We start from the raw sequence: 12,641 nt of genomic DNA on the forward strand, positions 1-12,641 counted from the left end.
CGGTAAGGCTCTGGTTTCTGATACCAGCATTCCGGGGTTCGAATCCCTGCACCCCAGCCAAGTTCCAAACGATGTAACAAGCGAAAAGAAAATCTGATGGGGTGTCGCCAAGCGGTAAGGCTCTGGTTTCTGATACCAGCATTCCGGGGTTCGAATCCCTGCACCCCAGCCACTTTTCTGTTCACATCGTTAAGTAAAAAATTATTGGGGTGTCGCCAAGCGGTAAGGCTCTGGTTTCTGATACCAGCATTCCGGGGTTCGAATCCCTGCACCCCAGCCAATAAACAAAAAAGCTCGCTTCTGCGGGCTTTTTTGTTTTCAGTCGTTTTTTTTGCCTGTAATTTATACGTTCATTGTCTTCAGGACGAAATCAAATGAACTATCAAACAACAGCGCTGTGGTTCTACAACCCCTACATTCTCATTGTCTTAGCTCTGTGTCTGGGATGCGTGTTTCTCGGCTTAACGAGCCCACTGTTCTACATCATAATGACAGGTGTTATCCTGCCCGTTGTTGTGTCTATGCGCCTTCATACCCTGAGTGAAGCCGGGAACGCCTGGCTTATCAAAGAGCGCTCCGAATGGATGCTGTATCTCACTGCAATACCGATTCAGGAACAACGTTCGACGCTCAACAACCCCTGTTTTTCATCGCCTGAACGGTTGAAACAGTTCTATTTGCGAGGATTTGGCGGCAAGCTTGCCATCCAGGTCGTGGCGCTGGTAATGCTCTTTAACCAGGGAAAAGAGATTGAATTGATGAGCTTTGCAGGGCTGGTTGAAGGTATTCTGGTGTGCCTGTTGGTTATCCTGCTGGCTTCCACTTTCAGAACATTAAGCCAAATCAGAAAGCAGCAATGGGACATTCAGACTGTCACCTCAAAAGCCGGCACACAATGGTACCAGGCCTTCTTCCTGAACAAACAGCGAGCACAACCCGCCTTAAACAAGCTGTGTTCGCTGGTGTGATCACAATCCTAAAGCATACTTCAGCGCCTGGCGTTTCAGCACGCCAGCGCGCTCAGCAGCCATCAGGCCGATATTACGCAGCATCCTCAACGGCGCCAGATCGTTACTGAAGCTGGCGTAAAACAAATCCATTCCAGACTGCATCAGGTAGTTATCGGCCATCCGCCGCGTTTGATAGCGCTTCAGAACCTGCAGGCTCGCCCAGTCTTCGCCATGGCTACGGGCATTCGCCAACACGTCGAGCAACGCATCCACATCACGGTAGCCAAGGTTGACGCCCTGCCCGGCCAGCGGATGAATGGTATGCGCTGCATCGCCGACTAACGCGAGTCCTGGCTGAACATAGCGTAATGCGTGGCGTCGCGTTAGCGGGAAAGCCCCGGCGGCAACAGCTTTGACATTTCCCAGCCGTGAAGGGAAATGCTGGCGGATCTCTTGATCAAGCTGCGGCAAAGAAAGCGCCTGAAGCTGGCGAATCTTAGCCGGAGAGTCATACCAGACCAGTGAGGCCCAACGATCATACAGCGGCAGGAAAGCACGAGGACCAGCGGGCGTGAATTGCTGCCAGGTGCTGTCACACGGATCTTGTTCACACTCGACGGTTATCAACATGCACGATTGCTGATACTGCCAGGCATGGGTCCCAATCCCCGCCATCTGGCGTACCTGAGAGTTAGCGCCATCAGCACCGACCACCAGCTTCGCGCGCAGGTCACTGCCATCCTTAAAGTTCAGCAGATAACCCTGCGGCTCATGCAGCATCGTTTCGAGCGTAGCTGGTACGCACAATTGCACATTGTCATGAACTTGCAACGCCTGCCACAGCGCGAGCTGAAGGACGTTGTTCTCCACCATATAGCCGAGCTCGGGCAGTTTCAGTTCAGCGGCATTAAATATCACATGCGCACTTTCCCACTCCCAGGTTTCAAGCTGGCGATAGCGATGCGTACGCATCCCCAGAATCGCCTCCCAGACGCCCAACCCGCGCAGCAATCCCACCGAGGCGGCGCTGATGGCAGAAATGCGCACATCGGGCTGACTGGACGCGTCGAAAGCCGGTGGCGTGGTCTGTTCAATCACCGTGACAGTGAATCCCTGCTGCGCCAGCCCGAGCGCCAGCGCTCCGCCTACCATTCCGCCGCCGACAATCGCGACGTCTGTTTGTTGAGTGCTCATGGTCAATAATCCTTAAACCTGAATCCCTTAAGTTTACCGGATTTTTTCCCCTTTGGGTGAAGGCTCGGTCATACTGGTCACACTCGCCGCAAAGCATTACAATACGCGCCCTGCGTTCCTTAGAGAAAAGCTAAGTCGATGACAAAAAAACTCCACATCAAAACCTGGGGCTGTCAGATGAACGAATACGATTCATCAAAGATGGCCGATCTGCTGGATGCCACTCATGGCTATCAACTGACCGACATCGCGGAAGAAGCCGACGTGCTGTTGCTGAACACCTGCTCGATTCGCGAGAAGGCGCAGGAAAAAGTGTTCCATCAGCTAGGACGCTGGAAACTCATTAAGGCAAAACGCCCGGACGTGATTATCGGCATTGGTGGTTGCGTGGCTTCTCAGGAAGGCAAACTCATCCGCCAGCGCGCGCATTACGTCGACATCATTTTTGGCCCGCAGACCCTGCACCGCCTGCCAGAAATGATCACTTCCATTCGGGAAATGCGTGACCATCGCAAACCTATCATTGACGTTAGCTTCCCGGAAATCGAAAAATTCGACCGACTGCCAGAGCCGAAAGCCGACGGCCCAACGGCCTTTGTCTCGATCATGGAAGGCTGCAATAAATACTGTACTTACTGCGTGGTGCCTTACACCCGCGGCGAAGAAGTCAGCCGTCCAACGGACGATATTTTGTTTGAAGTCGCCCAACTGGCGGCTCAGGGCGTGCGTGAAATTCATCTGCTCGGACAGAACGTGAACGCCTGGCGTGGAGCGAACTACGACGGCAGCACCGGGTCCTTCTCCGAACTGCTGCGTCTGGTGGCCGCCATCGACGGTATCGACCGCCTCCGTTTCACCACCAGCCATCCTATCGAATTCACTGACGACATCATTGACGTGTACCGTGATACGCCTGAGCTGGTGAGCTTCCTGCACCTGCCTGTTCAGAGCGGCTCTGACCGCATCCTGAACCTGATGGGCCGTACGCATACCGCGCTGGAATACAAAGCGATTATTCGTAAGCTGCTGGTAGCACGCCCGAATATCCAGATAAGCTCTGATTTCATCGTCGGCTTCCCTGGAGAAACCAACGAAGACTTCGAGAAGACCATGAAGGTCATTTCTGACGTCAATATGGATACGAGCTACAGCTTTATCTTCTCTGCCCGTCCAGGCACGCCAGCCGCCGACATGGTCGATGACGTGCCGGATGAGGATAAAAAACAGCGTCTGTATATCCTGCAGAAACGTATCAACCAGCAGGCAATGGCCTGGAGCCGCCGGATGATCGGCACCACCCAGCGCATTCTGGTGGAAGGCACTTCCCGTAAGAGCATTATGGAACTGACGGGCCGCACCGAAAATAACCGCGTGGTGAACTTCGAAGGCACGCCGGACATGGTGGGTAAATTCGTCGATGTTGAAATCGTTGACGTTTATACAAACTCGCTGCGCGGCAAAGTGGTTCGCACCGAAGCTGAAATGGGGCTGCGCGTTGCAGAATCTCCGGAATCCGTGATGGCCCGTACCCGCAAAGAGAACGATCTCGGCGTCGGCATTTTCCAGCCATAATCTTGTCGGCCTGCCCCTGTGGCAGGCCCTTGTTTTTCCTCGCCCTGCCCCCCACATAAACTGCAATGCTTGCACCTTTAAACGCTTGCGAGAATAATTTCCTTAAAGCACGTGGAACTCCTACGCACATCGTCAGCCAGAAGAGGAACAGTTTGAATACAGAAACCCGTGAAATCACCCTTGAGCCTGCGGACAACGAACGCCTGCTGAGCCTCTGTGGTCCGTTTGATGACAACATCAAACATCTGGAGCGCCGTCTGGGCATCGAAATCAACCGTCGCGACAACCATTTTAAACTGACCGGGCGCGCTATCTGCGTAAACGCAGCCGCAGATATTCTGCGAAGCCTCTATGTGGACACCGCGCCAATGCGCGGCCAGACGCAGGATATTGACCCGGAACAAATCCACCTCGCGATTAAAGAAGCACGTGTGCTGGAACAAAGCGCGGAAAGCGTCCCGGATTACGGCAAAGCCATTAACATCAAGACCAAGCGTGGCGTGATCAAACCGCGCACGCCGAATCAGGCGCAGTACATCGCCAATATTCTCGACCACGACATCACCTTCGGCGTTGGCCCGGCGGGGACAGGCAAAACCTATCTCGCGGTTGCCGCGGCGGTTGATGCCCTTGAGCGTCAGGAAATTCGCCGCATTCTGCTGACTCGCCCTGCGGTTGAAGCCGGTGAAAAACTGGGCTTCCTGCCAGGCGATCTGAGTCAGAAAGTCGACCCGTATCTGCGTCCGCTGTATGACGCCCTGTTCGAGATGCTCGGTTTCGAAAAAGTCGAAAAATTAATTGAACGCAATGTCATCGAAGTCGCACCTCTGGCCTATATGCGCGGACGTACTTTGAACGATGCTTTCATCATTCTCGACGAAAGCCAGAACACCACCATCGAACAGATGAAGATGTTCCTGACCCGTATCGGCTTTAACTCGAAAGCGGTGATCACCGGTGACGTGACACAGATTGACCTGCCACGCAACATGAAATCCGGTCTGCGCCACGCGATTGAAGTGCTGGCGGAAGTCGATGAAATCAGCTTTAACTTCTTCCACAGCGAAGACGTTGTGCGTCACCCGGTAGTGGCCCGTATCGTCAACGCCTATGAAGCGTGGGAAGAAGCAGACCAGAAACGCAAAGCTGCGGAAGCAGCAGAACGCAAGCGTGAAGCGCTGGCGGCACAAACCCAGGAGCAAAAATGAGTTCGGTGATGTTGGATTTGCAGCTTGCCTGCGAAAATGAAAACGGCCTGCCACAGGAGGCTGCATTTCAACGCTGGCTGGATGCAACCATCCCTGCGTTTCAGGAAGAGTCAGAAGTCACCGTGCGTCTGGTGGATGAAGCAGAAAGCCACGAGCTGAACCTGACCTACCGCGGCAAGGACAAATCCACCAACGTGCTCTCCTTCCCGTTTGAAGCGCCGCCGGGCATGGAACTACCGCTGCTGGGCGACCTCATCATCTGCCGTCAGGTGGTGGAACGCGAAGCGGAAGAACAAGGCAAACCGCTGGAGGCTCACTGGGCACACATGGTTGTGCACGGCAGTCTGCATCTGCTCGGTTACGACCATATCGAAGACGAAGAAGCGGAAGAAATGGAGAGTCTGGAAACAGAGATAATGCTTGCTCTGGGCTATGATGATCCGTACATTGCCGAGAAAGAATAACCCGTGCGGCGGCTAACCGCCGCGCTGGCATTTTATGCTGTCTGACGCTGAGTTTACGCGCAGCAGCCACGATTTCCCTAACATGAGACCCCATACGACGCCATGAGCGACGACAACTCACACAGTAGCGACACCTTAAACAGCAAAAAGGGATTCTTCTCCCTCTTACTGAGCCAACTGTTCCACGGCGAACCGAAAAACCGTGATGAACTTCTGGCGCTGATCCGTGATTCCGGGCAGAACGATCTTATCGACGAAGATACTCGTGACATGCTCGAAGGGGTAATGGATATCGCCGACCAGCGCGTCCGCGACATCATGATCCCCCGCTCGCAAATGATTACCCTGAAACGCAACCAGACTCTGGATGAGTGCCTTGATGTCATTATCGAGTCTGCACACTCGCGCTTCCCGGTTATCAGCGAGGACAAAGATCATATCGAAGGGATTCTGATGGCCAAGGATCTGCTGCCGTTTATGCGCAGCGATGCCGAAGCTTTCAGCATGGATAAAGTGTTACGCCAGGCGGTGGTGGTGCCGGAAAGCAAGCGTGTTGACCGCATGCTCAAAGAGTTCCGTTCCCAGCGCTACCACATGGCGATTGTGATTGACGAGTTTGGCGGTGTGTCGGGTCTGGTGACCATCGAAGACATTCTGGAACTGATCGTCGGCGAAATTGAAGACGAATACGATGAAGAAGAAGACATCGATTTCCGTCAGTTAAGCCGTCACACCTGGACCGTGCGCGCGCTGGCTTCCATCGAAGACTTTAACGAAGCCTACGGCACCCACTTCAGCGATGAAGAAGTGGACACCATTGGCGGCCTGGTGATGCAGGCGTTCGGGCATCTGCCTGCACGCGGTGAATCCATTGACATCGATGGTTACCAGTTCAAAGTTGCGATGGCGGACAGCCGCCGTATCATCCAGGTACATGTCAAACTTCCGGAAGATGCACCACAGCCTAATCTGGAAGACTAATTTAACGGGACGACAACGCTAAATGGCATTTGCCCCTCTGATTGAACGCCAGCGCGTACGCTTGCTGCTGGCGCTACTTTTCGGCGCCTGCGGAACGCTGGCATTTTCTCCTTATGATTTCTGGCCTGCGGCGATCGTCTCGCTGATGGGTCTTCAGGGATTAACGCTCAATCGCCGGCCGCTGCAAAGCGCATGGATTGGTTATTTCTGGGGCTTAGGTTTATTTGGCTCTGGCATTAACTGGGTCTATGTCAGCATCGCCCAGTTTGGCGGCATGCCGGGCCCAGTGAACGTGTTCCTGGTGGTATTGCTGGCCGCTTATCTGTCGCTTTATACCGGTCTGTTCGCGGGCATTCTTTCCCGCCTGTGGCCCAAAGCGACCTGGCTGCGTGTGGCGATTGCGGCTCCTGTCATCTGGCAAATTACCGAGTTTCTGCGCGGTTGGGTCTTAACCGGCTTCCCGTGGCTGCAGTTCGGTTATAGCCAGATTGATGGCCCGCTGAAGGGGCTTGCCCCGGTGATGGGCGTGGAGGCGATTAACTTCCTGCTGATGATGGTCAGTGGCCTGCTGGCGCTGGCGCTGGTCAGCCGCAACTGGCGTCCGTTGGTGGTTGCCGTGGTGCTTTTCGCGCTGCCTTTCCCGTTGCGTTATATCCAGTGGTATCAACTGCTGCCTGACCGCACCACCCAGGTGTCGCTGGTTCAGGGAAACATTCCGCAGTCGCTGAAATGGGATGAAAAGGAGCTTCTGAATACGCTCCAGATTTATCTCGATGCCACTGAAAAAGTGATGGGTAAATCACAGCTCATCATCTGGCCGGAGTCAGCTATCCCCGATCTGGAGATCAACCAGCAGCGTTTGCTGAGCATGATGGACGATATGCTGCGAGCGAAAAACAGCTCGCTGATTACTGGTGTGGTGGATTCCCGTCTTAACGCGAAAAACCGTTACGACACCTACAACACTATCATCACGCTGGGCAAAGATAACCCCTACAGCTATAACTCCACCGATCGCTACAACAAGAACCATCTGGTGCCTTTTGGTGAGTTTGTCCCGCTGGAATCCATTCTGCGACCTCTTGCCCCGTTCTTCGATCTGCCGATGTCATCATTCAGTCGAGGGCCGTATGTTCAGCCACAGCTTTCAGCCCATAACCTGAAGCTGACGGCGGCTATCTGCTACGAAATCATTCTCGGCGAGCAAGTGCGTGATAACTTCCGTCCGGATACCGATTTCCTGCTGACTATCTCTAACGATGCCTGGTTTGGTAAATCAATCGGCCCGTGGCAGCACTTCCAGATGGCAAGAATGCGCGCGCTCGAACTGGCTCGCCCACTTCTGCGCAGCACCAACAACGGAATTACAGCGGTGATCGATCCGCGCGGTGATGTGCAGGCGATGATCCCGCAGTTTACTCGCGAAGTGCTGACGACCACCGTTACGCCAACTTCCGGTCTGACGCCTTACGCCCGTACAGGCAACTGGCCGCTGTGGATCATCACTGCGCTGTTTGGTTTTGGCGCACTGGTCATGAGCCTGAGACAGCGCTCGAGGTAAACCTCTTTGCCCGGCGGCGCTTCGCTTGCCGGGCCTACTTACCCACTCCCTTCTACAAATTCAGTAGCTCGGGTCAGGCGAAGCCGCCACCCGACATTCTCATCTAAGCCATTTCTGGCACGCCAATTGCTTTGTTATTTCAGTGAGCTGCGTATTTTGTGCTGGTGCGACCAGGTTGCACCAACAGCGCCCATCGGTGGCACCTTTTCGGTGCAAGCCAGGATTTTTGCCTTAAAACGGTGCGGCGCACTTCGCAAAAACAAACAATAACGCAGCAAAATCTTTACATTAAGCCAGACTAAATGTTAACAAACAGGCTTAATACTGCACACAAAAGTGGCAGGCAATAACAACACAACACTCACAATGGGTATCTGCGCGTTTTCACGACGCCACGATAAGGAGTTGGATATGCAATTACGTAAACTGGCCACAGCAATGCTGGTGATGGGAATGTCCGCGGGCGTAGTCCATGCAGAAGACGCACCTGCAGCGGGCAGTACGCTGGACAAAATCGCCAAAAATGGTGTGATTGTGGTCGGCCACCGTGAATCATCCGTACCATTTTCCTACTATAACAACCAGCAACAGGTTGTCGGTTACTCTCAGGATTATTCCAACGCGATCGTTGACGCTATCAAGAAAAAGCTGAACAAGCCGGACCTGCAGGTCAAACTGATCCCAATTACCTCTCAAAACCGTATTCCTCTGCTGCAAAACGGCACCTTTGACTTCGAGTGTGGCTCCACCACCAACAACCTCGAACGTCAAAAACAGGCTGCGTTCTCTGACACCATTTTCGTGGTTGGTACTCGTCTGCTGACCAAAAAAGGCGGCCCGATTAAAGATTTCGCTGACCTGAAAGGCAAAGCCGTGGTCGTGACGTCCGGTACCACCTCCGAAGTGCTGCTGCATAAGCTGAACGACGAGAAGAAAATGGATATGCGCATCATCAGCGCTAAAGATCACGGTGACTCCTTCCGTACTCTGGAAAGTGGCCGCGCCGTTGCATTCATGATGGATGACGCGCTGCTGGCTGGCGAACGCGCGAAAGCGAAGAAACCTGACAACTGGGAAATCGTCGGCACCGCGCAGTCCAAAGAAGCTTACGGCTGCATGCTGCGTAAAGACGATCCACAGTTCAAGAAGCTGATGGATGACACTATCGCTCAGGCTCAGACTTCCGGCGAAGCCGAGAAGTGGTTTGATAAGTGGTTCAAAAATCCAATCCCACCGAAGAATCTGAACATGAACTTTGATCTGTCAGACGACATGAAAGCGTTGTTCAAAGAGCCAAGCGACAAAGCACTTAACTAATTAAAACAATGATGGGCGGGTTCGCCTGCCCTCTCGATTGCGAGGAAATACGGACAGACTATACGCCGAGGGGTCGTTCCCCACTCGGCATGAATTAAATATTACCCTAAATAATTTGAGTCACAGAAAGGCGGCAAAGGAGTGAATCCCCAGGAGCTTACTTGAGTAAGTGACTGGGGTGAGGGAGTGCAGCCAACGCATCTGTGGCTCAAAGTATGACGGGTAAAGGTTTCCTTAGCAGTCTTCGAGGGTAGCGCTGCTACCCTTTTTTTTTCGGAGTCCATTTATGTCAATCGACTGGAACTGGGGTATTTTTCTGCAACAAGCCCCGTTCGGCAACACCACCTATCTGGGTTGGCTGTGGAGCGGCTTTCAGGTCACCGTTGCGTTATCTGTAACGGCCTGGATCATCGCTTTTCTTGTCGGCTCGCTGTTCGGCATTCTGCGCACCGTCCCTAACCGTTTTCTTTCCGGGATCGGCACGTTGTATGTAGAACTGTTCCGTAACGTTCCCCTTATCGTTCAGTTTTTTACCTGGTATCTGGTGATCCCGGAGCTGTTGCCAGAAAACATCGGCACATGGTTTAAATCTGAGCTTGACCCTAACATTCAGTTTTTCGTGTCCTCCATGCTCTGTCTGGGGTTGTTCACCGCGGCTCGTGTTTGTGAGCAGGTGCGTGCCGCAATTCAGTCTCTGCCGCGCGGACAGAAAAACGCCGCTCTGGCGATGGGGCTGACGCTTCCGCAATCCTACCGCTACGTGCTCCTGCCTAACGCTTACCGCGTTATCGTGCCACCGATGACCTCTGAGATGATGAACCTGGTGAAAAACTCGGCCATTGCCTCAACTATCGGTTTGGTCGATATGGCCGCACAAGCAGGGAAACTGCTGGACTACTCGGCACATGCCTGGGAGTCCTTCACCGCCATCACCCTCGCCTATGTGTTTATTAACGCGGTGATCATGCTGGTGATGAATATTGTTGAACGCAAAATCCGCCTGCCGGGCAATATGGGAGGCAAATAATGTACGATTTTGACTGGAGTTCAATCGTCCCTTCTATGCCTTACCTGCTGGCGGGTCTGGTGATTACGCTGAAAATCACCGTGACGGCCGTGGTTATCGGTATCGTCTGGGGCACTATTCTGGCGGTCATGCGCCTCTCCACCTTCAAACCAGTAGCCTGGTTTGCAACAGCTTATGTGAACGTATTCCGTTCGATTCCGCTGGTGATGGTGCTGCTGTGGTTCTATCTGATTGTGCCGGGCTTCCTGCAAAACGTGTTGGGGCTGTCACCGAAGACTGACATTCGTCTGGTCTCGGCGATGGTGGCCTTTTCCATGTTTGAAGCAGCTTACTATTCCGAGATCATTCGTGCCGGCATTCAGAGTGTGTCTCGCGGTCAGGGCAACGCTGCGCTGGCGCTGGGGATGACCCAGTGGCAGTCAATGAAGCTGATTATTCTGCCGCAGGCCTTCCGCGCGATGGTACCGTTGCTGCTGACGCAGGGCATTGTCCTGTTCCAGGATACCTCACTCGTTTATGTGTTAAGCCTTGCCGACTTCTTCCGTACCGCCTCCACCATAGGCGAGCGTGACGGAACCCAGGTTGAGATGATCCTGTTTGCCGGGGCCGTCTATTTTGTTATCAGTTTGAGCGCCTCGCTGTTGGTCAGCTATTTGAAGAAAAGGACCGTGTAATGATTTCCCTGAAAAATGTTTCGAAATGGTATGGTCACTTTCAGGTGCTGACCGACTGCTCCACGGAAGTGAAAAAAGGCGAAGTGGTGGTGGTTTGTGGCCCGTCAGGGTCAGGCAAATCCACACTGATTAAAACGGTGAATGGCCTGGAACCCGTGCAGCAAGGTGAAATTCTGGTCAATGGCACTAAGGTTAACGACAAGAAAACTGACCTGGCGAAATTACGCTCTCACGTGGGTATGGTGTTCCAGCATTTTGAGCTGTTCCCGCACCTGTCAATTATCGAGAACCTGACGCTGGCGCAGGTCAAAGTCCTTAAGCGCGATAAAACGGCTGCACGCACCAAAGGTCTGAAGCTGCTTGAGCGTGTTGGGCTTTCCGCGCATGCCGATAAATTCCCCGCTCAGCTCTCCGGCGGCCAGCAACAACGTGTGGCGATAGCCCGTGCGCTGTGTATGGACCCGGTGGCGATGCTGTTTGACGAACCCACTTCCGCGCTTGATCCAGAGATGATCAACGAGGTGCTGGACGTCATGGTGGAACTGGCGCACGAAGGGATGACGATGATGGTGGTCACGCACGAAATGGGCTTTGCCCGCAAGGTGGCGAACCGCGTTATCTTTATGGATGAGGGCAAGATTGTCGAAGACTCCGACAAGGATGATTTCTTCAACAATCCGCAATCTGACCGTGCGAAAGACTTCCTGGCGAAAATCCTGCACTGAGTGTTATGCCGTTTTGTAGGCCCGGTAAGCTTTAGCGCCACCGGGCAGTTTGCCCAGCCTACAGAAATCCTCTGCGGCCTGATGCCCTCTCCCACAGGGCGAGGGTGCAACACTAAAAACCTTCTCCAAAGAGAAGGTTTTGCAGTTTACCTATGGCTCAAAAGCCTTGCGCTGAAACTGGTCGTGACCGCATTTCGGGCACAGCGGCAACACATCAGGTGAATATACCGCCAGATGAAAATGGCACTTTTCACAAACCAGATTCCCCAGCCCTACCACCTCACCGCTGTGATACACGCCATGATGATTTAAATCCTGGAAAACCTCGCGCCACTCAAGCTGTGTTTTGTCGGTGATATCTGCCAGTTCCTGCCAGATGCTCTCTTTAATGACCCGTAAAAAAACGCTGTCTTTTAGCTCGTCCTGGCTTTCGTTGTAGCTGATGGCAAACTCTTCCAGATCGCGACGAACAGCGCGAGTCAGTTCTTCAATTTCGGTTCGGGTTAACTCCCCGGTCTGGCTAACACTTGCGCGCGCTTGCTCAACCAGCGTATCAATATCGCGCTCGCCGTTGCGCAGGCGTTCCGTCAGCGTCGTCACCAGTTCACGATAATATTGAGCAACCTTGTTCATTGTTTCATCTCCCGGGCGGTTAACGTCTTCTAATAGTAGACCTTATTTCCCCTGAGCTTTGTCAGTTCAGCCACAGACCCGGTAAATAATCGCCAGCCTGGAGTGTGTGAAAGGCTGTTTTGACGTGCGCGTTTGGGCTATGCTATGCGGATCTGAATGACCACATCCATTGGCTACGTTTGTAGCTGTATTGAAAACAGGACCACTGGCTGCCATGCAAGAGCAATACCGCCCGGAAGAGATAGAATCGAAAGTCCAGCAACACTGGGACGAGAAGCGCACATTTGAAGTGACTGAAGACAACAGCAAAGAGAAATACTATTGCCTGTCGATGC

General features: G+C 53.3%; 13 protein-coding genes and 2 tRNA genes. 13 read left to right on the forward strand and 2 right to left on the reverse strand.

Features of this window, described 5'->3' with window-relative positions:
* Positions 1 to 97 precede the first annotated feature (97 nt).
* From ACRCWW_RS17395 to ACRCWW_RS17405, 3 genes are all read left to right on the forward strand, one after another.
* A tRNA-Gln gene (locus tag ACRCWW_RS17395) sits at positions 98 to 172 on the forward strand.
* 33 nt (positions 173 to 205) lie between these two features.
* Positions 206 to 280 (forward strand) — tRNA-Gln (locus ACRCWW_RS17400).
* Between the two features lie 94 nt (positions 281 to 374).
* Positions 375 to 968 (forward strand): hypothetical protein, encoded by a 594-nt coding sequence (locus tag ACRCWW_RS17405; RefSeq protein ID WP_438683520.1) that lies wholly within the window; start codon positions 375 to 377, stop codon positions 966 to 968.
* Here ACRCWW_RS17405 and ubiF read toward each other — a convergent pair whose 3' ends face one another.
* A complete protein-coding gene (gene ubiF, locus ACRCWW_RS17410) occupies positions 969 to 2,144 on the reverse strand; it encodes a 3-demethoxyubiquinol 3-hydroxylase (RefSeq protein ID WP_438683521.1) in 1,176 nt (391 codons plus the stop codon).
* A 138-nt stretch (positions 2,145 to 2,282) separates the two neighbouring features.
* Between ubiF and miaB the strand changes: the two genes are divergently transcribed.
* The 9 genes from miaB to ACRCWW_RS17455 all read left to right on the forward strand — a co-directional run bounded on the left by miaB (position 2,283) and on the right by ACRCWW_RS17455 (position 11,673).
* Positions 2,283 to 3,716 (forward strand): tRNA (N6-isopentenyl adenosine(37)-C2)-methylthiotransferase MiaB, encoded by a 1,434-nt coding sequence (gene miaB / locus ACRCWW_RS17415; protein ID WP_438683522.1) that lies wholly within the window; start codon positions 2,283 to 2,285, stop codon positions 3,714 to 3,716.
* A 152-nt stretch (positions 3,717 to 3,868) separates the two neighbouring features.
* Positions 3,869 to 4,924, forward strand: coding sequence for a PhoH family protein (locus ACRCWW_RS17420; RefSeq protein ID WP_438683523.1), 1,056 nt, complete (start codon positions 3,869 to 3,871; stop codon positions 4,922 to 4,924).
* Positions 4,921 to 5,388: an rRNA maturation RNase YbeY gene (ybeY, locus tag ACRCWW_RS17425; RefSeq protein ID WP_404659234.1), complete on the forward strand. Its 468-nt coding sequence runs from the start codon at positions 4,921 to 4,923 to the stop codon at positions 5,386 to 5,388. Before ACRCWW_RS17420 ends, ybeY begins: the two co-directional genes overlap by 4 nt.
* 102 nt (positions 5,389 to 5,490) lie before the next feature.
* Positions 5,491 to 6,369: a CNNM family magnesium/cobalt transport protein CorC gene (gene corC / locus ACRCWW_RS17430; protein WP_330984475.1), complete on the forward strand. Its 879-nt coding sequence runs from the start codon at positions 5,491 to 5,493 to the stop codon at positions 6,367 to 6,369.
* A 22-nt stretch (positions 6,370 to 6,391) separates the two neighbouring features.
* On the forward strand, positions 6,392 to 7,930 hold the full coding sequence (gene lnt / locus ACRCWW_RS17435) for an apolipoprotein N-acyltransferase (RefSeq protein ID WP_438683524.1): 1,539 nt from the start codon (positions 6,392 to 6,394) through the stop codon (positions 7,928 to 7,930).
* Positions 7,931 to 8,341: 411 nt separating this feature from the next.
* A complete protein-coding gene (locus ACRCWW_RS17440; RefSeq protein ID WP_438683525.1) occupies positions 8,342 to 9,247 on the forward strand; it encodes an amino acid ABC transporter substrate-binding protein in 906 nt (301 codons plus the stop codon).
* Between the two features lie 286 nt (positions 9,248 to 9,533).
* Entirely contained in the window at positions 9,534 to 10,274 is a 741-nt protein-coding gene (locus tag ACRCWW_RS17445; protein ID WP_438683526.1) for an amino acid ABC transporter permease, read from the forward strand.
* Positions 10,274 to 10,948, forward strand: a complete 675-nt coding sequence (gene gltK / locus ACRCWW_RS17450; RefSeq protein ID WP_330984480.1) for a glutamate/aspartate ABC transporter permease GltK — start codon at positions 10,274 to 10,276, stop codon at positions 10,946 to 10,948. The genes ACRCWW_RS17445 and gltK overlap by 1 nt, the downstream gene beginning before the upstream one ends.
* Entirely contained in the window at positions 10,948 to 11,673 is a 726-nt protein-coding gene (locus ACRCWW_RS17455) for an amino acid ABC transporter ATP-binding protein (protein WP_404659238.1), read from the forward strand. The genes gltK and ACRCWW_RS17455 overlap by 1 nt, the downstream gene beginning before the upstream one ends.
* Before the next feature lie 150 nt (positions 11,674 to 11,823).
* On the opposite strand, the gene ACRCWW_RS17460 is transcribed toward ACRCWW_RS17455, so the two are convergent.
* Positions 11,824 to 12,306, reverse strand: coding sequence for a zinc ribbon-containing protein (locus ACRCWW_RS17460; protein ID WP_438683527.1), 483 nt, complete (start codon positions 12,304 to 12,306; stop codon positions 11,824 to 11,826).
* 214 nt (positions 12,307 to 12,520) lie between these two features.
* Between ACRCWW_RS17460 and ACRCWW_RS17465 the strand changes: the two genes are divergently transcribed.
* Positions 12,521 to 12,641, forward strand: a 121-nt coding sequence (locus tag ACRCWW_RS17465) for a hypothetical protein (protein ID WP_438683528.1), incomplete at its 3' end; no start/stop codon positions are given.

The organism is Scandinavium sp. (assembly GCF_051650185.1).
In the GTDB taxonomy this organism is placed as follows: Bacteria; Pseudomonadota; Gammaproteobacteria; order Enterobacterales; family Enterobacteriaceae; genus Scandinavium.

Coding starts and splice junctions, on each gene's coding strand:
- ACRCWW_RS17405 (WP_438683520.1), top strand. CDS start 375: ATGAACTATCAAACAACAGCGCTGTGGTTCTACAACCCCTACATTCTC.
- ubiF (WP_438683521.1), bottom strand. CDS start 2,144: ATGAGCACTCAACAAACAGACGTCGCGATTGTCGGCGGCGGAATGGTA.
- miaB (WP_438683522.1), top strand. CDS start 2,283: ATGACAAAAAAACTCCACATCAAAACCTGGGGCTGTCAGATGAACGAA.
- ybeY (WP_404659234.1), top strand. CDS start 4,921: ATGAGTTCGGTGATGTTGGATTTGCAGCTTGCCTGCGAAAATGAAAAC.
- corC (WP_330984475.1), top strand. CDS start 5,491: ATGAGCGACGACAACTCACACAGTAGCGACACCTTAAACAGCAAAAAG.
- lnt (WP_438683524.1), top strand. CDS start 6,392: ATGGCATTTGCCCCTCTGATTGAACGCCAGCGCGTACGCTTGCTGCTG.
- ACRCWW_RS17440 (WP_438683525.1), top strand. CDS start 8,342: ATGCAATTACGTAAACTGGCCACAGCAATGCTGGTGATGGGAATGTCC.
- ACRCWW_RS17445 (WP_438683526.1), top strand. CDS start 9,534: ATGTCAATCGACTGGAACTGGGGTATTTTTCTGCAACAAGCCCCGTTC.
- gltK (WP_330984480.1), top strand. CDS start 10,274: ATGTACGATTTTGACTGGAGTTCAATCGTCCCTTCTATGCCTTACCTG.
- ACRCWW_RS17455 (WP_404659238.1), top strand. CDS start 10,948: ATGATTTCCCTGAAAAATGTTTCGAAATGGTATGGTCACTTTCAGGTG.
- ACRCWW_RS17460 (WP_438683527.1), bottom strand. CDS start 12,306: ATGAACAAGGTTGCTCAATATTATCGTGAACTGGTGACGACGCTGACG.